Genomic DNA, 19,633 nt, shown 5'->3' with positions numbered 1-19,633 from the left:
GCCACGGTCGTCCCGGTGGCGGTCGCTGCGCCGGGAGGTCGCGGCCGAGTGGGTCCGCCGCTCCTCCCTACGCTCCACGTGGTGGTGCCTGGTGGCGGCGGTGGTCGGGATGACCGTGTTCGCGGGACTGATGGGCTGGTCCCAGCTCTCCAGGGCCCTGGAGAACCCCATTTCCGGTGACGGGGTGGAGTTCGCCCAACTCACCTCACAGGGCTACTTCTACCTGGTGCAGTTCACCGTGTTGGTCCTGGCGGCGCTGGCCGCCACCGACGAGTTCGGCAACCGGAGCATCGTGGGGACCTTGACGTGGAACCCCGACCGGGCCGTGGTGCTCACCGCCCGCGTCCTGGTCACCGCGGCGTTGGCGTTCGGCACGGCGATCGTCGCCGGGCTGGCCGGGATGGGGATCCTCGCGGTGCTGCTGGCCTCGCACGTGACCTTCCCACTCGGGGACGTGCTCGCCACCGTTTTCGGCGCCGGGGTGTGCATGGCGCTGTTCGCCGCCCTGTTCGTCGGGATCGGGACCGTCCTGCGGGGGACCGCGAGCACCGTCCTGGTCGGGTTCCTGCTGTTGTTGGGGTTGCCGATGGTGATGCAGCTGTCGGGGATCGACCTGGTCGACGACCTGGCCGCGCTCACCCCGGGCCTGGCCGGGGTCGAGTTCTACGCCGCCGGTGACGTCGGTTTCTACACCGCGCCCTTCGACGGGCCGATCAACGTGACCGTGGTGGTGGGCTGGACCGTGGCCGCGCTCTTGGCCGCCTGGTCCGAACTGCGGGCACGCGATGTGTGAGTCACCGGGCGCGGTCGGCACGGGGGCGGGCCGCGCCCGGTGAGCTCAGTCGATGACCTCCATCTCCGGGAACTCCGGAGACGGCCCGGACAGGAGCGGTTCCTCCGTTCCGCGCAGGTGGGCGTCGAAGAAGGCGAGCAGATAGGCCCGCTGGGCGGCGATCGAGGTCTCGGGATCGATCGGTCCGATGCTTTCGAGCCGGTCCTCCCAGGACCGCCCGGACAGTCCGTGCTCGGCTTCCAAAGCCGGCAACGCCCACTGGTCGTCGCTGTAGGAGTTGTGCTCGCCGTCGGCCATGTGGACCTCGAAGTAGGGGCCGGTCGAGGCGGAGCGGAACAGTTCGAGGTCGCGGTGGTGCCGGCTGTGGTGCGGTAGGTCCGCCCCGGACAGCCCGGCGCCGAAGTACGCGAACGGGCGCTCCACCCCGCGGGTGGTCACGTCCGCCCACGCCTCGTCGCTCACGTGGTAGGCCATGCTCCCGTCCAGGTTCGCGCCGGCGGCGACCCGATCGTCCACCAGCATGACCTCCCCGGTGGTCAGCCCGCCCGCGGAGTGCCCGAACATGCCCACCGTGTCGGTGTCCGCGGCCTCGGCCAGGTACGGGGGCAGGAGGGCGCCCTCCTCCAGGGCGTCGAGCACGAAGCGCGTGTCCAGGGTCCGCGTGTCGATCGCCTCCCGGTAGGTGGGGGTCTCCCGGTCCGGGTAGCTGTTCCGCAGCACCCGGCCGTCTGGCAGGTCGACCGCGATGGACTCGTAGGGGTGGTCCATGGCCACCACCAGATACCCGTGCGAGGCGAGTTCCTCCAGGTTGGCGGCGTTCGTGTACCGCGACCCACCGAACCCGTGCGAGTACAGCACGACGGGCATGTCCTCCGTCTCCTCGGCGACCGGAGCGTCCTGGAGGGCGTTGGCGGTGGAGGAGGCGGCGTCGACGGCACCGCGCGGTACCCCGGCGCCGTACAGGGAGCCGGACAGCGCGTCGGCCACGGAGGGGGATACGTAGGGCGCCGGCTCGGCGGAAGGGGTGGCCCGGGCCGGGTACCAGAGCCCGATCATGAGGTCGCGTTCGGTCTCACCCTCCACCCATGGGTGCCCCCGAGAGGTGTCGACCAGGTGGGCCTCGGTGCGCCCTACGGCGTGTGGGCCGGTCGGTTCTGGAGGAGAGAGCACCAGTGGATCCCCGGTCGTGACGGCCGAGTGGGCGGCGGGCACGCAGAAGGACGTCACCAGGACCAGGGCGGCGGCGGAGTGGACGAACGCGCGTCGGGACGCGGATGGGTGCGGAGATGGATTCGTGTCGACCATGTCCGCATCCTGCGACGCGCGCACCCTCGGGCACATCGCCTGAGCGACACCGTCCGACTAGTCACTAAGGGGTAGACACGGGTTCCGCCGGGGCGTCGAGGACCCGTCAGGCCGGGTCGACCAGTCCGGCCTCGTGCGCCAGCACCGCGGCCTGCACTCGGTTGCGCAGGTCCAGGCGAGCGAGGATCGACCGCACGTGCACCTTGGCGGTACCCGGCGCGATCGTCAACCGGCGAGCCACCTCGTCGTTGGAACAACCCTCGCCCAGCAACGCCAGCACATCGCGCTCTCGGTCGGTCAACGCGGCGACGCGCTCCCGGGCGGACACGGCACGCGACAGCCGGCCGCCGCCCGCCCCCAGTTCGTCGATGACCCGCCGGGCGACCTCGGGCGACAGGTAGGCGCCACCGTCCACCACCGCGCGCACCCCGGACACCAACTCGTGCGGGTCGCCCGACTTGAGCACGAACCCGGTGGCGCCCCTGGACAGCGCCCGTGCGATGTAGGCGTCCTCGGAGAAGGTGGTGAGGATGACCACGGACGTCCCCGGGTGCTCGGCGGTGATCGTCTCGGTGGCGGCGAGCCCGTCGGTGCCGGGCATCTGCACGTCCAACAGGGCCACGTCCGGGGCCAGCTCGGCGACCAGGGACACCGCCTCGGCGCCGTCGGCGGCCTCGCCCACCACCTCGAACCCGGGAACGGTCGCCAGGATCGCCCGGATCCCCGCGCGCATCATGGCTTCGTCGTCGGCCAGTACCACCCGGATCGTCGCGTCACCGTTCGTCTCGCTCACCGGGCCAGGGTAGCGGTGGCTACTCGTGCCGTTCGACGTGTTCCTTGGCGATGAGCACCCCGTCGTCGAAGCACAGCCGGTACACGGGCGGCAGCCCGCTCTCGTGTTCCACCAGGTAGAAGCGGCAGTCGTCCGCCTCGGGTGGCGGCGGGGGAGGATGGTCGACCGAGCGTGCCGGGTACTCGAACCGGGGCGACACCTCCTCGACGCTCTCCACGGTGTCTCCCACGGACAGACGTTCGTAGCTCGACGGTGGTAGCACCGAGTTCTCGCCCAGCCACCACAGTGTCAGGAAACCGAACCCGATCAGGCCGGTGGTCAGAGCCACCGGCACGATCAGGGCGGTGCGAAGGCTTCGTCGGGCCCGTTCGTCGGCCTCTGAACGCAACCGGTCCGTCTGCGAGGCGGGTTCGTCCGAAACGATGTCCTCGGGCCGCTCCGGGACGAGCGCCCGCACCTCGAAGCCGCCCTGTTCCCCGGGACCCGCGGTGATCTCGCCACCGTGCTCCTCCACCAGGGCACGTAGCCCCGCCAACCCGCCGGCGTCCTCGCCGGTGCGCGCGGGAAGAATCGGGGTCTCCACCGGTCCGGTGTCGGTGACCGTCACCCGGACGGCGTCCTCTCCCCGGACCACGCGCACCGACACCTCGCCGCCGGGCGCGTACTTGGCGGCGTTGGTCAGGCCCTCCCGCACCACTCGGTGAACCGTGCGGCCCATCACGGAACCGGCCTCCGGGTCGGGCCCCTCTCGTAGCAGGCGCACCGAGAGCCCGGCGTCCGAGGCGTGTTCCACCAGCGCCGAGATCCCCTCCTCGGGTTCCGCGGAATCCCGGTCGGAGTCCTCACGCAGCACTCCGATGACCTCGCGCAGCCGAAGGTTGGCCTCGTGCGCCGCCTCTCGTAGCTCCGAGGCGGCCTCCCGCCGCTCCGGGTCGTCCTGGGCGGACATCTCCAGGGCCGCCGCGCGCACCGCGATCAGCGCCAGGTCATGGCCCAGGGAGTCGTGCATGCGGGAGGCGATGCGGGTACGTTCGCGCAGGCGGGCGCGGTCGGCCTCGGCCGCGCGGGTGCGCTCCATCCGTTCGGCCAGTGCCCAGGCGCCCCGGGTCGCGTTCAGGCGTCGCCGCTGGTATCGGGCGAACAGCCAGGGGGCCACCAACGCCAGCACCAGGGCCAGCGCGCCGCCGGTCCAGTCCACCAGCGACGACAGGTAGGCCCGGGTGTCGAGTCCGAACACCGCCGCGGCGGCAGCGTTCACCGTGAACGTGACCGCCGCGGCCAGGATCGCGGGTGCCACCACCGGACCGGGGCGATCCGAGCGCAGGCCGTACCGATAGGACAGGACGGCCACCACCAGCACGGGCACGAACAGGTAGAGCGTGGTGAACAACCCCAGCCCCGTCGAAACCGTCTGCGCGGTGGCGTAGGCGGTCGCGACCGCGAGGGAGACCGAGGGAGACCGGCGGAACGATCCGACCGCGATCGCCACCACGGCCAGCGCGACCGTGCTCTCGGCGAACCCGGACCGACCCTCGTCCCCCGAGAGCTCGGCCACGGCGAGTCCACCGAGGACCGCCCAGAGCAGGAGGTCGACGGCGGGCGCGAACCCGCGCCGGTGTGAGACCGCCGATGCGTTCATGGTGACCAGGCTACGAGGGATCCGCCTGTTGGAAGGTGGGGGTTCCGATCGGTGGGTCAGCGCGGGGCGAGGCCTTGGAGGAGGTGGTGGACGACCTGCGGGAGGACCCCGTCGAACTTCTCCTCGGAGTGGTCGGCGGTCAGGGACGCGAAACCGTGCAGGGTGGAGACGACGGTGTAGGCGATCGACTGCGGGTCGCCCTGGACGATCTCGCCGGCGTGCTGACCCTGGACGATCGGGGCGAGCACGACGTCGAGCAGCTCTTCGATGGCGGTGATGAGCCGATCGGCGACGTCGCTGTCGTGCTTGCGGGAGTACATCAGGTCCAGCAGGGCGCCGTTGGCCCGGGTGAAGTCCACGTAGGCCAGGGCCAGGGCGAGGACACGGGTCTCGGCGTCGGCGTCCCCGACGTCCGCGCGTCGCAGGGCGGCCTTGAGCCGCTGGAAACCGCTGAGCGCGAGGGCGTCCAACAGCGCCCCCTTGTCCTTGAAGTGCCGGCCGGGGGCGGCATGGCTCACGCCCGCCTCACGGGCGAGTTCGCGAAGGGAGATCGCGGCGGGTCCGCGGTCGGCCAGGGTGCGTTCCGCACCGGCCAGGAGTACGGCGCGCAGGTCTCCGTGGTGGTAGGGACGTTCGGCCATGTTCACCAGCATAGAGGGATGTTGACGGCGTCATCATGGCGGCCGTGGACAGCCTTCCGGCGGTGGATCTACGGTGTGGGGATGAGCGAGAAGAACGTCCACCTGCCCGATCTCGGTGGCAGGACCGCTGTCGTCACGGGGGCCAACAGCGGCCTCGGTCTGGAGACCGCGAAGGTCCTGGCCGGGCGCGGGGCCCGTGTGATCCTGGCCGTCCGCGACACCGCCAAGGGGGACGAGGCCGCTCGGGCGATCCCCGGTGAGACCGAGGTTCGTCGGCTCGACCTCGCCGACCTCTCCTCGGTGCGCGCCTTCGCCGAGGACTGGAAGGGCGACCTCCACCTGCTGGTCAACAACGCCGGGGTCATGGCCATCCCCAGGTCCAGCACCGTGGACGGTTTCGAGACCCAGTTCGGCGTCAACCACCTGGGCCACTTCGCCCTCACCAACCTGCTCCTGGAACACGTCACCGGGCGCGTGGTCACCGTGTCCTCCGGGTTGCACGCCACCGCGCGCGGGATCCACTTCGAGGACGTGAACTTCGAGAAGGGATACACCCCCTATCGGGCGTACGGTCAGTCGAAGCTGGCCAACCTGCTCTTCACCCTGGAGCTGCAGCGCAGACTGGAGGAGGTGGGGTCCTCGGTACTGGCGACCGCGGCCCACCCCGGCTACGCGGCCACCAACCTTCAGGGGCGCACCGAGAAGGCGCTGGAGGACCGGTTCATGCGGGTGCTGAACAAGGTCATCGCGCAGAGTGCCTCGGCCGGTGCCCTGCCGACGATCTACGCCGCCACCCAGGACGTGCCAGGGGCGGCCTACGCCGGCCCCACCGGGATGTTCGGCGCCGGCGCGCCCGGCCTGGTCCGTCGTAGCGGACCCGCCCAGGACACCGACGCCGCCCGCCGGTTGTGGAAGCTGTCCGAGGAGTGGACCGGCACCTCGTTCCCGCTGTGAGCCCACGCGTGGGGGCGGGGACCACGAGGTCCCCGCCCCGATCCCGGATGGTTCCTATGGGGTGAGGGTGAGCTCGTCCGTGCTCGCCTCGCGCACGGCCTCCTCCGTCACCGCCCACGGCAGTGACGTTCCCTCGGACCATGGTTCCAACTGATCGTCGTAGTTGGGGTGGAAGGCGTGCCCCGAGTTGCCGGTCAGGTGGATCCAGGTGGAGGAGTCCCGGTCGGACAGGTCGACGACCATCCGCATGGACGGGACCGTGGTGATGCCGTACCCCTCGGCCGGGTTCCACCCGGTCGCGTTGACGATGCTCGAACCCCCCGGGCTCTCCACCGGGCCGCGGTTGAACAGCCACTCCACCGGGCCGATCCCCGAGCTGCCGAACGACTCGTGCGTGGCCGTGAGGGTGTGCAGATCGCCCCAGCGCCAGGCGGCGGGATCGTCGCCGAGCAGTTCGGTGAGTTCCTCGGCGGCCTCGTCCATGGCGGCGGCCAGTACCTCGTCACGGCCGCTGACCTCCCGGCCCTCCCACCATGGGGAGTCGGGGTCCTCCAACAGCCCGGTCACCACGTACATGCCGCGCGAGTTGCTGTTCATGTCCATCTCGCCCAACTCGTCGAAGAGCAGGGGGAGCAGGTGACGCCAGGTCGCGTTGTAGAAGGCCGCGCCCGCGGAGTCGGGTTCGTTGAAGTGGTCCCAGTCCGCCAGTTCGTCCTGTGCCTCGGCGGTGGTTCCGTCCACGTCCACGTCCAGGAGGTGGGGCGTGATGTCGACGGCGGCGCCGTGGTGGGAGTCCATCAGGACGCGTTCCATGTCCTCGATGGTCACCGGGCCGTCGGCGACCGCCTCCGCCAGCAGGTCGTTGATCCGCTGACTGCGGTAGCCGTAGTCCCAGTCGGTGGTGAGGAAGTGTTCGTAGTCCTCGTCGACCACCGACTGGTTGGCGGTGACGATGATCCCCGACTCGGGGTTGAGCACGCTGGGCAGCTCGTCGAAGGGAAGGTACTCCTCCTCCCAGTCGTAGTCGGAGTCCCAGCCGGGGGCGGGCCAACGGCCGTCGCCCTTGCCGCGCACCGGCACCAGACCGGGGGACTGGTAGCCGATGTTGCCCTCGTCGTCCGCGTAGACGAGGTTCTGCGCCGGTACCTCGAACTGTGCTGCGGCGCTTCGGAAGTCGTCCCAGTCACGTGCGCGGTTCAGGGCGAAGATGGAGTCGGCGGTGGTTCCCGGCTGGAGGGCGGTCCACCGCATGGAGACCGCGTAGGGGGAGTCGTCGCCCTCGGAGGGGGTCGCACCGATCTCGCGCAGGTTCCCGCCGGCGGCGGTCGTGGACAGGATCGGGCCGTGGTGTGTGGAGCGGATGGTGATGTCCATGTCCTCACCGCCGGAGACCTCGATGGTGTCCTCGATGATCTCCAGGGGGCGTTCCTCGCCGTCCACGATGTAGTTGTCGCCCTCGACCTGTTCCAGGTACAGGTCCATGACGTCCGGGTTGAGGTTGGTGAAGCCCCACGCGATCGACTCGTTCTGGCCGATGACCACGCCGGGCAGCCCGGAGAAGCTGAACCCGCTGACGTCGAAGGGGCACTCCTTGGACAGTTCCGTGCAGTGCAGGCCCATCTGGTACCAGGTGGACGGCATGGAGGCGCCCAGGTGGGGGTCGTTGGTCAGCAGGGGAGCGCCGGTGTCGGTGTGCTCCCCGGAGACCACCCAGGAGTTGGAACCCATGTCGGGGCTGTCCGAGGGGCCGAGGAGGTCGGGCACGGCGTCATGGACGGCGGGCAGACCTTCGAGGGCGTCCAAGGCCTCTTCGGGGAGTTCTGGACCCCGGGACAGGTCGGCCTCCGGCTCGGTGCCGTTGTGCTCTTCGGTGTCGGTGATGGGTGCGTGTCGCTCGGTCGGGTACTCCGGGTAGAGCTCCTCGATCCGTTCCCGGTCGAGGCCGTTGGAGAGCAGCAGGGCGCGGTCGGTCTCCTCCTGGAGGTTGCCGCCCAGGTCCCAGGCCATGGCCTTGAGCCAGGCGAGGCTGTCGGTGGGGGTCCAGGGCTCGACGGTGTAGTCGTCGGCGGTGATGCCCAGGAGTCCGTACTCCAGGCTCGCGGAAAGCCCTTCGTTGTCCTCGATCCAGGCGTTCACCCCGGCGGCGTAGGCGTCCAGGTACCCCTGCGTCTCCTCGGAGAGCAGGTCGTACTCCTGCTCGGCGACGCGGCGCCAGCCCATGGTGCGCAGGTAGACGTCGGTCTCGACCTGGTCCGGGCCGAACAGTTCGGCGGTGCGGCCCGCGGTGACGTGACGGCGGAAGTCCATCTCCCAGAAGCGGTCCTGGGCGTGGGTGAACCCCTGGGCGACGAAGAGGTCATCGGAGTTGTCGGCGTATACGTGCGCGACCCCGTGTTCGTCCCGCAGGACGTTCACCGGCGCGTTCAGTTCCGGCAGGGAGAGTTCCCCATCGGTGGTGGGGAAGGAGCTGCGCACCGCCCACACGCCGAGGAGAGCGGTGATCAGGGCGAGCGACGCGACGACCGCGACAAACCCCAAAACGACACGAAGAAGGACACGCTTACGCAATACACCCATGGCGGAACCCTAGAGTGTCCCGGCTCACGTGCTCTAGGTCTCATGGGCTGCCGTTTTCAATTGTTACCAAGTGGTAGGTCCGCCTTCGCGGTGCGTGACAGGAGCGGTACGCAGAGGAAGATCGCCAGGGCCATGCCGGTGAAGTAGACCGGGGCGGACAGGTCCAGAAGCACCCCGCCCAGGACGGGGCCGACGAAGAACCCCAGGTAACGCAGCTCGGACAGGCCGAAGTAGGTGCCCTTGCGGTCGTCGGTGGCGATGGCGTGGACCGCGATGTCCGGCAACGGCAGCAGGATCGCCTCGCCCAGGGTCCAGAACACGATGGCCACGTACAGCGCCACCACAGCGCTCGTCCCCAGCCATACGAAGGCGAACGCCACCGCGAAGCACGCACAGCCCGCCGTCACCAGCGGGCCCTGAGGCAGACGTTCGGACAGCCGGATCACCAGAGGCTGCACCAACAACGCCAGCACGGCGTTGACCACCAGCAACGACGCGAACAGGTACTCCGTCCGGTCCCCGTAGGTCCCCTTCATGTACAGCGGGATCGCCGTGTCCATCTGGGAGAACACCAGGAAGACCACCGCGCCGGCGCCGATCGCGGCCAGGAGCAGCGGATCGCGCAGGGCCGCGGTCCAGGCGGAGCCGGCACCACCGGAGGACGGGGAGTCCAGGCGTGCCAACTCGTCGCCACGAACGACCATCACCGCCAGGTACAGGGCGAAGAAGGCGGCGGGCACCAGGAAGAACGCCGTCGGGCTCGCGTGGTAGAGCAAACCGCCCACGGCGGGGCCGACGATCGCGCCCAGGCACAGGGTGATGTAGCGGACCCGGAAGATCCGCCCGTCGCCGGTGTCGGCCAGCGACAGCAGCTTCTTCATGCTCGGTTCGACCATCGTGCGTCCCACGCCCAGGCACAGGAACAGGGCGATGATGGCGACCGGCGCGGTGACGAAGGCCAGCGCGACGTAGACCAGGACGTTCGAGAGCAGTCCCAGCCGCATCAGCCGGACCGTGCCGAAGCGGTCGGCGAGCATCCCGCCGGCCAGGCCGCCCAGCGCCGCGATCATGGCGATACCACCGACCACCGCCCCGATACCCGCGGTCGGCAGGTCCGTGCGGTCGGCGAGGTAGAGCGCCGCGAACGGCAGGGCGGCGAAGAACGCCATCGAGTTGAGCAGGGCGCCCAACACGAGGGTGCGTTCGTCGCGACTGAATCGCCAGGGGGACTCGCGGGTGTTCGTCGGGGGCACCGCGCCGCCTTCCGGAAGTGGGGGAGGCGGCGACCGTACCCCGCACCACCGACAATCCGACCGGAAACCGGGGGAGGTCAGGGCAGTGACACCCTCGCGAGATCCCCCATGCCGGTGAGTCGCAGAGAGGGCACCTCGGCCAGACACGCGAGCAGGTGCGAGCGTTGTTCCACCCATCGTTCGCGCAGGTCCGGGACGAAGTGATGCCAGACGGGGCCGTCGAACCCCGACTCGGCGTGGCCCGCCAGGTCGCTCGGGGCGGGACGGAAGGGGGTGAGTTCGGTGGGACCCGGACCGATGGAGGGGTAGAGGACCGCACGCACGGGGACGGTCGTGCCGGGCGCCGCATTGGCGAAACGCTCCCGGAAGGGGCCGGGGTCCACCGCGTATTTGCCGAGGGGAGAGAACGCGTGTCCCTCGGGTTCGTTCACGGCGCCGGCGATCTCCGCCAGCCCCGGATACTTGACGATGGTCCCGTAGCCCAGGTGTGGGTAGTCCGGCCATCCCGACACCAGCGGCGCCCCGTCCGGACCGGGACGCACCACCGTCTTGTCGCCGCTCAGGACCTCGAAACCGTGATGCTCCACCAGCTCCAGCAAGATCGTGCTCTTTCCAGCGCCCTTGGCCCCCACGACCAGCACTGCCTCACCATCGCGGTGGGCGGCGGTGGCGTGCAGGACCGACGCGCCCCGGTTCTCCTGGTCGCGCAGCACCAGTTCACGGAGCAATTCCACCGGTTCCAGGCCTGTACCGGGGGTGACGGTGACGTCGACGCGCCGTTCTTCGCGGTCGAACACGAAGCGCGTGCCGCTGCGGACGCACTCCACGTACTCGCGTCCCTTCGAAGACGCCAACTTGGCGGGGATGGTGAAGAAATCGCTCGCGCTGCGCCGGACGAACCCCTCCGACCAGGTGACGTCGGCCGGAGGCGTACGTGTCGGGGACGCGTGCACGTACAGCGTGGCCAAGGGCTCGGGGCCCTGGTCCGGGGTCGGAGCGATGGTGAGGTGGGTGCCGAGGAATCGCAGTGTCGGCTCCAGGTCCGTGCCGGGGGCGAACCGTAGATCCACGTGGGAGTCGAGGTAGGTCAGTCGCAGGTTCACACGGCGAACCTACCGGGGTCACCCGGTGCCGTGAGGAGGTGGTGAGGACGTCGGGGGTCCCGTGCGGGTCAGAGGGAGGCGCCCGCCTGGATCGCCTCATCACGCAGCACCGTCACCAGTTCGCCCGCCGGCGACTCCCGTGCCCGCCGGAACCCGGTCCCCGCCCACAACGCCATCCCCTCGGGGTCGGCGGCCCGGGTCGCGGCGGCGCGCAGTGGCTTGGTCATGTGGTGCACCTGTGGGTAGGCGCAGGGGGCATCGCGGTGGTCGAGGATGAAGCGGTTGGTCAGCCCCCGCGCCGGTCGGCCGGTGAACGCACACGTCAGTGAGGTCTCGGTGAAGTCGGGGTCGGCGAGCGCGGCCTTGTGGACCGGCTGCGTGCCGCTCTCCGGGCAACGTAGGAACGCCGTGCCCGACTGGGCGGCGGCCGCTCCGGAGGTCAGGACCGCGGCGACATCGGCACCGTCCATGATCCCGCCGGCGGCGATCACCGGGACGTCCACCGCACGCACCACGTCTGGCAACAGCTCGGCCAACGGGCGGTCCCCACCATGGGCGGGGTCGAAGACGGCGCGGTGGCCGCCCGCCTCCACGCCCTGGGCGCACACACCGTCGGCGCCCCGGGCCACGGCGGTGAGGGCCTCCGCCACGGTGGTGACGGTGACGACGGTCGCCGACCCCACCGCGCGCAGCCGGGTCAGGACCTCCTCGGAAGGGCAACCGAACGTGAAGCTCACGACGGGTACCCGGGCCTCGACCAGCAGGTCGACCTTGGCGTCCCAGTCATCGTCGTCGTAGCGGGCCGGTCCCACCTCCACACCCAGACGCCCGGACTCCTCCGCCAGCTCGGAGCGGTAGGCGGCCAGTTCGTCGTCGCACTCCGGAGACCGAGAGGGGGAGGGGACGAACAGATTGGCCGCGAACACCTGGGTCCCCAGCCCGCGCACCTCGGCGATCCGAGCGCCGAACGCGTCGGCGGTCAGATATCCGGCCGGCAGCGACCCCAGGCCGCCGGCGGCGCTCACCGCGGCCACCAGGTCCGGGGTGGTGGCGCCCCCGGCCATCGGCGCCTGGACGATCGGACGTTCCCCGCACAACCGCGACAGATCCATCATCACTCACTTCCTCCACGTCGATCGCCCGCAGATTATCAAGGTGGCGAATGGGTGATTCGTGCGGGTCATGAACTCTCGGGTTCACTATTTCTGTCGGAATCTTCCATTTTCGTCTCGGTGAATTCCGTGGACTCCGGGAAAAGGCGGACCAGGGTGAGTGAGACGACCCCACCGACGACGGATCCCAAAGCCATGATGGTGACCGCTGTGGGAATCCCCCAAAGATCCCACAGCCAGCCGAAACTGAAACTGGTCGCGACACCGGCCAACATGGCCAGGGTCGATATCGTGGAGAACATGGTGTTGCGGTCGGCGTCGGTGAACATCAGTTGGCACCAGATCCCCGTCACCACGCCCGCGAGGCCGATGAGGAACTCGGCCGCGACCAGGCCGACGATCAACGGGACCACGTCGTGCGCGGCCAACACCACGGGAAGTCCGATCGCCATGACCGACAGCGGGCCCCACACGTGAGGTCGGCGCGGGTGCACCCAACGCGCGGCGGCCGCCCCCGCCGCCAGGGACAACGTCATCACCAGCAGGAACAGACCGTTGAGGTGGACGTCCTGCCCGAAACGCTCCAGCAGCATCGGCTGCCAGGAAGCCACCAACAGCACCGTCGCCGACATGGCGCCCATGGCCAACGCCACCATCGGGGCGAAGCGCCGGCTGAGCACCTGGGAGACCGACTCCAGCACGAGCACACCGATCCGCCGGTCCGGTCGTCCAGGAGTGTCGGGGAAACTCAACGGTGTCAGGGCCGCGAGGGACAACATCAGCAGACCACCGCAGGCCACCAGTGGACCCGCGGGCAGCCACGCACCCGCCACCATCACCAGGGCGGCGCCGAGTGCCGAACCGACCCGGCCGGACAGGGCTCCCACACGAACGATCCGCGCGATCCGGGCGGTCCGGTCCCGGGCATCGACCCGGTTGATCAGGATCGCGCTCATGGTGCCCGAGTGCAGCGCGTAACCGACGGTGCCTAAACACATGCCCACCAGGGTCAGGGGCAGGGTCGGTGCGGCGCCGACGAGCATGAATCCGGCGCTCCAACCGAGCAGGCCGATGAACAACAACCTCCGGTGTCCGTAGCGGTCGCCCAGTGCCCCGCTCGGCGCCTCCATGAGGAGACCGACCAGGTTGGCGCCGGCCATGATCGACCCCACCATCCATGGTTCCGCGCCGCGCCCCAGGAAAATCGTGACGAAGACCGCACCGTAAACGAAGTCGGCGAGGGATGTGCCGAGTGAGTACACGGTGAATCGTCGAAGTAGTGACCGTTCTCCGGGCGGTGCAGGATATTCTGTTTCGGCCATGGGCGTTCTTCCCAAGCGGTGGAATTGCAGCGGAGGATGAATTCCGCCGAAAATACCATGGTGTTTCGCCCGGGGCCACGGGTTATTTCGCGTCCTCGGTCCGGATGGATCAGCCCCGGTGCGCGAGGTAGAGGCGGATCACGGCAGCGAGGTCGTCCAGGTCGTCCGGATCCTCTGGCACGGTGGCGCGGGTCCTCCCGTTCGGCGACCCACCCGCCCGGATACGCTCGGCGCGACAACGTCAGTCCTGGGGAGGAACCAACATGACAGCGACCGCGGTCGTCACCGGAGCCAGCAGCGGGATCGGCGCGGCCACCGCTCGCGGACTCGCCGCCGAGGGCTACGAGGTGGTCCTGGTCGCCCGTCGCGCCGACCGGATCGAGGCCCTGGCCGAAGAGATCACCGAGGCCGGCCGGGTCGCGCGGGCACAGGTCCTCGACGTCACCGACCGGGCCGCCGTCGATGCCTTCGCCGAGGCACTGGGCTCCTGCGACGTGCTCGTCAACAACGCGGGCGGCGCGATCGGCACGGAGACGGTGGCCACCGGCGACCCCGCCGACTGGCGGCGGATGTACGAGGTCAACGTCCTGGGCGTGCTCAACATGACCCAGGCCCTGCTGCCCAAGCTCATCGCGAGCGGGGACGGCACCGTCCTCCTGGTCTCCTCGGTGGCCGGGCACGTCGTCTACGAGGGCGGCGGCGGTTACGTGGCGGCCAAGCACGGCGCGCACACCCTGGCGGCCACGCTCCGCCTGGAACTGGTCGGGGAACCGGTCCGGGTGCTGGAAGTGGCCCCCGGCATGGTCAAGACCGAGGAGTTCTCGCTCAACCGCCTGCGTGGCGACAAGGAGGGCGCCGACGCCGTCTACGAGGGCGTCCCCGACCCGCTGTCCGCGGAGGACGTCGCCGACACCATCGTGTGGGCGATCACCCGCCCCTCGCACGTCAACATCGACCTGTTGGTGCTCCGCCCCCGCGCCCAGGCCGCCCAGCACAAGGTCCACCGGGTCAAGGAGTAGACCGGCGCTCCGGTTGCGGGGGCCTTCCCACCGGACACCGGTGGGAAGGCCCCCGACGTGCTTCACAGGCACCCGACCCTCGTGATACGTGTGATCCGGCGCACATGACCACAAAGGTGACGACGAGTCCCCGGTCATGGCGTCCTCCGTCTCTCACATCCAGGAGTCCGGACTTGAGTACAACCGAACCCCGACCGAGTTACGCCTCCGGAACGTCGACCACACCCTTGCTCGGCGACACGATCGGCGTGAACCTGGCGCGTACCGTCGCCGCCCATCCCGACCAGGACGCGCTGATCGACCGGCCCGCCGGGCTCCGGCTCACCTACCGGGAGTTCGACGCCGAGGTCGACCGCGTCGCCCTCGGCCTGCTCGCCCTCGGAGTGGTCAAGGGCGACCGCGTGGGGATCTGGTCCCCGAACCGCGCGGAGTGGGTCCTCATCCAGTACGCCACGGCGCGGATCGGCTCGGTACTGGTCAACATCAACCCCGCCTACCGGACCCACGAACTGGAGTACGTCCTCCAGCAGTCGGGGACCTCCGTCCTGGTCGCCGCGCCCTCCTTCAAGACCTCCGACTACGCGGGCATGATCGAGGAGGTGCGCGGCAAGTGCCCGGACCTGCGCGAGGTCTTGCTCTTCGGCGGGGCCGGCTGGGACTCCCTGCTCGAAGCGGGCGGTCGCGGTGATCGGTCGCGACTGGCCGAGGTGGAGGCGACCCTGTCCCCGGACGACCCGGTCAACATCCAGTACACGTCGGGCACCACCGGGTTCCCCAAGGGCGCGACCCTGTCCCACCACAACATCCTCAACAACGGATTCTCCGTGGGAGAGCTGCTGGGGTACACCGAACGGGATCGAATCGCGATTCCGGTGCCGTTCTACCACTGCTTCGGCATGGTGATGGCGAATCTCGCGGCCACCAGTCACGGGTCCTGCATGGTCATCCCCGGGCCCGGATTCGACCCGGCGGCCTCGCTGGAGGCGGTCCAGGCCGAACGCTGCACCTCGCTGTACGGGGTCCCCGCCATGTTCATCGCCGAGCTCGCCCTGCCCGACTTCGACGACTACGACCTGTCCTCGCTGCGCACCGGCATCATGGCCGGCTCGCCCTGCCCGGCGGAGATCATGCGCAAGGTCATCGACCGGATGGGCATGTCCGAGGTCTCCATCTGCTACGGCATGACCGAGACCTCTCCGGTGAGCACCCAGACCCGGCGGGACGACTCGTTGGAACGCCGCGTGTCCACGGTGGGCCGCGTCGGCCCACACCTGGAGGTCAAGGTGATCGACCCGGGGTCCGGGGTCACCGTCCCGCGCGGCGTCCCGGGCGAGCTGTGCACCCGCGGCTACTCGGTGATGCTCGGGTACTGGAACGAGCCGGAGAAGACCGCCGAGGCCATCGACTCGGGACGCTGGATGCACACCGGCGACCTCGCCGTCATGGACGAGGACGGGTACGTGAGCATCATCGGCCGGATCAAGGACATGGTGATCCGCGGTGGGGAGAACGTCTACCCGCGCGAGATCGAGGAACTCCTCCACACCCACCCCGACCTCTTGGACGCCCAGGTCATCGGGGTCCCGGACGAACGGTACGGCGAGGAGCTCATGGTGTGGGTCCGCATGCGGGACGGGGCCGATCCGTTGACCGTCGAGTCACTGCGGGCCTTCTGCGAGGGGCGTATCGCCCACTACAAGATCCCGCGTTACGTCCACGTGGTGGACGAGTTCCCGATGACGGTGACCGGCAAGGTGCGCAAGGTCCAGATGCGCGAGGAGGCCATCCGCCTCCTCGGGTGACGCGGCGGGCCCCTCACCGTCGGGTGAGGGGCCCACGCGCCTATTTCGGGTCGAGTTCCTTGCCGAGTAGCTCCACGAGGCCGTCCAGCGCCTCGTCCGCGCCCTCGGCGTCGCAGGTCAGGGTGACGGTCTCCCCATGAGAGGCCCCCATGGACATCACGGCGAGGACACTGCGCGCGTCCACCTCCTTGTGTCCCTCGCGGGAGATCATCACGGGCAGGCCGGTCTCGTTGACGGCCTGCACGAACAGGGCCGCGGGGCGGGCGTGCAGGCCCAGCTGGGAGCCGATGGCTACGGTGCGTTCGGACATGTCGGTCCTCGGGGTCTCGTGGTTCGTGGCCGGTGGTCGGGTGTTCATGGCCGCCGATGGGTGGTCAGAGCTTGTCGATCCGCCACAGGGGGTCGGGTCCGGTCATCGAGACGATGCCGTCGTCGGTCACGTCTTCGGGGCGGGGGACGGTGGTCCCCGGCAGGGACACGGCGGCGGTGCCCCAGGCCACGGCCCGACGCAGCCGTTCCTCGGGGGTGCCCTCAAGGGCGAGGAAACCGGCCAGCGCGCTGTCACCCGCGCCCACGGTACTCCGGGTGCGTACCCGGGGTCCCCTGGCCCACAACACTTGCCCGGCGTCCACGTACAGGGCCCCGTGTCCGCCGAGGGTGACCAGGGCGGCGCCGTTCCCCCCGGCGAGGACCTCGCGCGCCGCGCCGGTGACCTCCCCGATGGTCGTCGGCGTGCGGCCGACCAGGCCGGACAGCTCCTCCAGGTTGGGCTTGAGCAGTTCCACCGAACCCGCACGCGCCGCGGATTCGAGTGGGGCGCCCGAGGTGTCCAGCGCGAGCGGTACCCCGTGGCCGGCGGCGAGTTCGGCCACTCGAACGTAGAGGTCGTCGGGGGCGCCCACGGGCAGGCTTCCGCTGGCCACCATCCAGTCGGGACCCTTGGCGAGTTCGTCCTCCACGGCTCGGAGCAGGGCCCGGACCTCGGCGGGGGAGAGCGTGGGGCCCGCGGCGTTGAGCTTGGTGGTGGTGCCGTCGGACTCGGTGACGGCGAAGTTGCCGCGGGTCTCGCCCTCGATGGGGACGGTGACCCGGGGCAGGCCACCGAGGAGGGCGGTGAGTTCGGCGCCGCCGCCCCCGCCGACGGGAAGGATCGCGCGGGTGTCGACGCCCGCTTCGAGCAGGGCTCGGGCGACGTTGACGCCCTTGCCGCCGGCCTGGGCGCGTGTGGCGCGTATCCGCACGACCTCGCCTCGGACGAGGCCGTCGACCTCAAGAGTGTGGTCGACGCTCGGATTCGGGGTGAGGGTCAGGATCATGGGAGCTCTTTTCGAGGGGTGGGGCTGCCCGGCCTGCGTGTGGGGATGGTTTTGATTATGTGTGTTTGCCTGCGCCTGTCAACAGCGTGCGATGTGGTGGGGGAAGGATGGGGGGTCGGGCGGGAGTGCCCCTGTGTGCTGTGATGGCCAAGGTGGTTGACCAGAGTTTTCCTGAAATGGCGCGATCATCGTGAGTGCTGGGATATTGGGTGGAGATACCCCTTGTGTGTCCCACGCAACACGATTATGCTCACCCAAAACCACACCGAAACACAGGTGATCCCACATGTATGCGGAAGAGCGCCAGCAGGTGATCCTCGAACGCGCCCGCCGTGACGGCCGGGTCGACGTCACGGGGCTCGCCTCGGAGTTCGACGTCACCTACGAGACCATCCGCCGCGACCTCACCGCCCTCGAACGGCACGGGGTCCTGCGCAGGGTCCACGGCGGCGCGATCCCCGTCGAGCGTCTGGGTTTCGAACCCGCGCTCAACGTGCGCGACTCCGTCATGACAGAGGAGAAGGAACGGATCGCCAAGGCGGCGCTGGCCGAACTCCCCGAGGAGGGCGCGGTCCTCCTCGACGCGGGCTCCACCACCGGCCGCATGGCCGAACAGCTGCCCACGGACCGGGAGCTCATCGTCGTCACCAACTCCCTCTCCATCGCCCTCACCCTCACCACCCGTCCCAACATCAACCTCATGTTGCTCGGCGGCCGGCTACGGAACCGGACCCAGGCAAGCGTCGACGCCTGGGCCCTTCGATCCCTCGCCGAGTCCTACGTCGACGTCGCCTTCATGGCCGCCAACGGAGTGTCCGTCGAGCGCGGGCTCACCACCCCCGACCCGGCCGAGGCCGAGGTCAAGCGGGCCATGATCGCCTCCGCCCGACGCGCAGTCCTCCTCGCCGACCACACCAAGGTCGGCAACGACCACTTCGCCCGTTTCGCCAACGTCGAGGACCTCGACCTGATCGTCACCGACGACAAACTCGCCGATGGTCTGGCCGACGAACTGGAGTCGGCGGGACCGGCGGTCCAAGTGGTCTGACCCCACACCGTCCACTCCTCGGCGGGCCACCACCGCCGCACCTCTCAGGAGGTTCCCCCCATGTCCACCCAGCAGAGCGAGAGCCGATTCGCCTCGGTCCGCTCCGGAGTCCAACGCTTCGGCGGCTTCCTCGCGGGCATGGTCATGCCCAACATCGGCGCCTTCATCGCCTGGGGTCTGATCACCGCACTGTTCATCCCCGACGGTTGGTGGCCCAACGAACACCTCGCCCAGCTCGTCGACCCGATGATCGCCTACCTGTTGCCGCTGCTCATCGGCTACACCGGTGGTCACCTGGTCTACGACAAGCGCGGTGGTGTCGTCGGCGCGATCGCGACCATCGGTGTCATCGTCTCCGCGGACATCCCGATGTTCCTCGGCGCCATGGTCGTCGGACCGCTCACCGCCTACCTGATGAAGCAGTTCGACCGTGTCGCCCAGCCGCGCACGCCGGCCGGCTTCGAGATGCTCGTCAACAACTTCAGCGCCGGCATCCTCGGCGGTGTCATGGCGGGCCTGGGGCTGTACGCCATCGGCCCGGTCGTGACCGCCGTCGCCGGCTGGCTGGGCTCCGGGGTCCAGTTCCTCATCGACATGTCACTGCTGCCGCTGGTGTCGTTGATCGTGGAACCCGCCAAGATCCTCTTCCTGAACAACGCCATCAACCACGGTGTCCTCGGCCCCCTGGGCGTGGCCCGAGTGGCCGAGCAGGGCAAGGCGATCGAGTTCCTCGTCGAGACCAGTCCCGGCCCCGGCCTGGGCATCCTGTTGGCCTGCATGCTGTTCGGCCCCAAGCTCAGCCGGGCCACCGCCCCGGGCGCGATCGTCATCCACTTCCTCGGCGGCATCCACGAGATCTACTTCCCGTACATCCTCGCCCAGCCCAAGCTCCTCCTGGCCGTGATCGGCGGAGGCATGTCCGGCGTGACCACCTTCATGCTCCTCGACGCCGGACT

At 69.6% G+C, this 19,633-nt stretch carries 17 protein-coding genes; 6 read left to right on the top strand and 11 right to left on the bottom strand.

The window, feature by feature from the left end; all coding sequences use genetic code 11:
* Positions 1–25 precede the first annotated feature (25 nt).
* Entirely contained in the window at positions 26–793 is a 768-nt protein-coding gene (locus ABZ717_RS26425; RefSeq protein WP_358515264.1) for an ABC transporter permease, read from the top strand.
* Between the two features lie 45 nt (positions 794–838).
* Here ABZ717_RS26425 and ABZ717_RS26420 read toward each other — a convergent pair whose 3' ends face one another.
* The 4 genes from ABZ717_RS26420 to ABZ717_RS26405 form a co-directional block, all read right to left on the bottom strand.
* Positions 839–2,098, bottom strand: a complete 1,260-nt coding sequence (locus ABZ717_RS26420) for an alpha/beta hydrolase (RefSeq protein WP_358515258.1) — start codon at positions 2,096–2,098, stop codon at positions 839–841.
* A gap of 106 nt (positions 2,099–2,204) precedes the next feature.
* The gene (locus tag ABZ717_RS26415; RefSeq protein WP_358515255.1) at positions 2,205–2,891 is read right to left on the bottom strand and encodes a response regulator transcription factor; all 687 of its coding nucleotides are present in this window, start codon (positions 2,889–2,891) and stop codon (positions 2,205–2,207) included.
* A gap of 19 nt (positions 2,892–2,910) precedes the next feature.
* Positions 2,911–4,530: an ATP-binding protein gene (locus tag ABZ717_RS26410; RefSeq protein WP_358515252.1), complete on the bottom strand. Its 1,620-nt coding sequence runs from the start codon at positions 4,528–4,530 to the stop codon at positions 2,911–2,913.
* Between the two features lie 56 nt (positions 4,531–4,586).
* Positions 4,587–5,171, bottom strand: a complete 585-nt coding sequence (locus ABZ717_RS26405; RefSeq protein ID WP_358515249.1) for a TetR/AcrR family transcriptional regulator — start codon at positions 5,169–5,171, stop codon at positions 4,587–4,589.
* A gap of 81 nt (positions 5,172–5,252) precedes the next feature.
* On the opposite strand from ABZ717_RS26405, the gene ABZ717_RS26400 reads away from it, so the two are divergent.
* Entirely contained in the window at positions 5,253–6,125 is an 873-nt protein-coding gene (locus ABZ717_RS26400) for an oxidoreductase (RefSeq protein WP_358515246.1), read from the top strand.
* A gap of 54 nt (positions 6,126–6,179) precedes the next feature.
* On the opposite strand, the gene ABZ717_RS26395 is transcribed toward ABZ717_RS26400, so the two are convergent.
* From ABZ717_RS26395 to ABZ717_RS26375, 5 genes are all read right to left on the bottom strand, one after another.
* A complete protein-coding gene (locus ABZ717_RS26395; RefSeq protein WP_358515243.1) occupies positions 6,180–8,702 on the bottom strand; it encodes a penicillin acylase family protein in 2,523 nt (840 codons plus the stop codon).
* 56 nt (positions 8,703–8,758) lie between these two features.
* Positions 8,759–9,955, bottom strand: coding sequence for an MFS transporter (locus ABZ717_RS26390; RefSeq protein ID WP_358515241.1), 1,197 nt, complete (start codon positions 9,953–9,955; stop codon positions 8,759–8,761).
* Between the two features lie 77 nt (positions 9,956–10,032).
* The gene (locus ABZ717_RS26385; RefSeq protein ID WP_358515238.1) at positions 10,033–11,058 is read right to left on the bottom strand and encodes a hypothetical protein; all 1,026 of its coding nucleotides are present in this window, start codon (positions 11,056–11,058) and stop codon (positions 10,033–10,035) included.
* Between the two features lie 68 nt (positions 11,059–11,126).
* Positions 11,127–12,170: a nitronate monooxygenase gene (locus ABZ717_RS26380; RefSeq protein WP_358515261.1), complete on the bottom strand. Its 1,044-nt coding sequence runs from the start codon at positions 12,168–12,170 to the stop codon at positions 11,127–11,129.
* Between the two features lie 68 nt (positions 12,171–12,238).
* Positions 12,239–13,492 carry an MFS transporter gene (locus ABZ717_RS26375; protein ID WP_358515235.1) on the bottom strand — a complete coding sequence of 418 codons (1,254 nt, stop codon included), beginning with the start codon at positions 13,490–13,492 and terminating at the stop codon, positions 12,239–12,241.
* Between the two features lie 263 nt (positions 13,493–13,755).
* On the opposite strand from ABZ717_RS26375, the gene ABZ717_RS26370 reads away from it, so the two are divergent.
* Both ABZ717_RS26370 and ABZ717_RS26365 read left to right on the top strand, forming a co-directional pair.
* Positions 13,756–14,511 (top strand): SDR family oxidoreductase, encoded by a 756-nt coding sequence (locus ABZ717_RS26370; protein ID WP_358515232.1) that lies wholly within the window; start codon positions 13,756–13,758, stop codon positions 14,509–14,511.
* 173 nt (positions 14,512–14,684) lie between these two features.
* Positions 14,685–16,313 carry an AMP-binding protein gene (locus ABZ717_RS26365; RefSeq protein ID WP_358515229.1) on the top strand — a complete coding sequence of 543 codons (1,629 nt, stop codon included), beginning with the start codon at positions 14,685–14,687 and terminating at the stop codon, positions 16,311–16,313.
* A gap of 40 nt (positions 16,314–16,353) precedes the next feature.
* Here the strand turns inward: ABZ717_RS26365 and ABZ717_RS26360 are convergent, their stop codons facing one another.
* Together ABZ717_RS26360 and ABZ717_RS26355 are read right to left on the bottom strand one after the other, a co-directional pair.
* Entirely contained in the window at positions 16,354–16,623 is a 270-nt protein-coding gene (locus tag ABZ717_RS26360) for an HPr family phosphocarrier protein (protein WP_358515227.1), read from the bottom strand.
* A gap of 64 nt (positions 16,624–16,687) precedes the next feature.
* The gene (locus tag ABZ717_RS26355; RefSeq protein ID WP_358515224.1) at positions 16,688–17,629 is read right to left on the bottom strand and encodes a 1-phosphofructokinase family hexose kinase; all 942 of its coding nucleotides are present in this window, start codon (positions 17,627–17,629) and stop codon (positions 16,688–16,690) included.
* Positions 17,630–17,915: 286 nt separating this feature from the next.
* Here ABZ717_RS26355 and ABZ717_RS26350 point away from each other — a divergent pair, with 286 nt between their 5' ends.
* The gene (locus ABZ717_RS26350) at positions 17,916–18,677 is read left to right on the top strand and encodes a DeoR/GlpR family DNA-binding transcription regulator (RefSeq protein ID WP_358515221.1); all 762 of its coding nucleotides are present in this window, start codon (positions 17,916–17,918) and stop codon (positions 18,675–18,677) included.
* Positions 18,678–18,737: 60 nt separating this feature from the next.
* On the top strand, positions 18,738–19,633 hold an 896-nt coding region (locus ABZ717_RS26345; RefSeq protein ID WP_358515218.1), incomplete at its 3' end, for a PTS mannitol transporter subunit IICB.

The organism is Nocardiopsis sp. NPDC006832 (assembly GCF_040635885.1).
GTDB lineage: Bacteria > Actinomycetota > Actinomycetes > Streptosporangiales > Streptosporangiaceae > Nocardiopsis.
The sequence above is the reverse complement of the archived record's forward strand: the minus strand, read 5'-3'. Positions and strand labels throughout refer to the sequence as shown.

Excerpts from the sequence above, each read along its gene's own strand:
- ABZ717_RS26420 (WP_358515258.1), bottom strand. The coding sequence starts at position 2,098 with ATGGTCGACACGAATCCATCTCCGCACCCATCCGCGTCCCGACGCGCG.
- ABZ717_RS26410 (WP_358515252.1), bottom strand. The coding sequence starts at position 4,530 with ATGAACGCATCGGCGGTCTCACACCGGCGCGGGTTCGCGCCCGCCGTC.
- ABZ717_RS26405 (WP_358515249.1), bottom strand. The coding sequence starts at position 5,171 with ATGGCCGAACGTCCCTACCACCACGGAGACCTGCGCGCCGTACTCCTG.
- ABZ717_RS26400 (WP_358515246.1), top strand. The coding sequence starts at position 5,253 with ATGAGCGAGAAGAACGTCCACCTGCCCGATCTCGGTGGCAGGACCGCT.
- ABZ717_RS26395 (WP_358515243.1), bottom strand. The coding sequence starts at position 8,702 with ATGGGTGTATTGCGTAAGCGTGTCCTTCTTCGTGTCGTTTTGGGGTTT.
- ABZ717_RS26380 (WP_358515261.1), bottom strand. The coding sequence starts at position 12,170 with ATGGATCTGTCGCGGTTGTGCGGGGAACGTCCGATCGTCCAGGCGCCG.
- ABZ717_RS26375 (WP_358515235.1), bottom strand. The coding sequence starts at position 13,492 with ATGGCCGAAACAGAATATCCTGCACCGCCCGGAGAACGGTCACTACTT.
- ABZ717_RS26370 (WP_358515232.1), top strand. The coding sequence starts at position 13,756 with ATGACAGCGACCGCGGTCGTCACCGGAGCCAGCAGCGGGATCGGCGCG.
- ABZ717_RS26360 (WP_358515227.1), bottom strand. The coding sequence starts at position 16,623 with ATGTCCGAACGCACCGTAGCCATCGGCTCCCAGCTGGGCCTGCACGCC.
- ABZ717_RS26355 (WP_358515224.1), bottom strand. The coding sequence starts at position 17,629 with ATGATCCTGACCCTCACCCCGAATCCGAGCGTCGACCACACTCTTGAG.
- ABZ717_RS26350 (WP_358515221.1), top strand. The coding sequence starts at position 17,916 with ATGTATGCGGAAGAGCGCCAGCAGGTGATCCTCGAACGCGCCCGCCGT.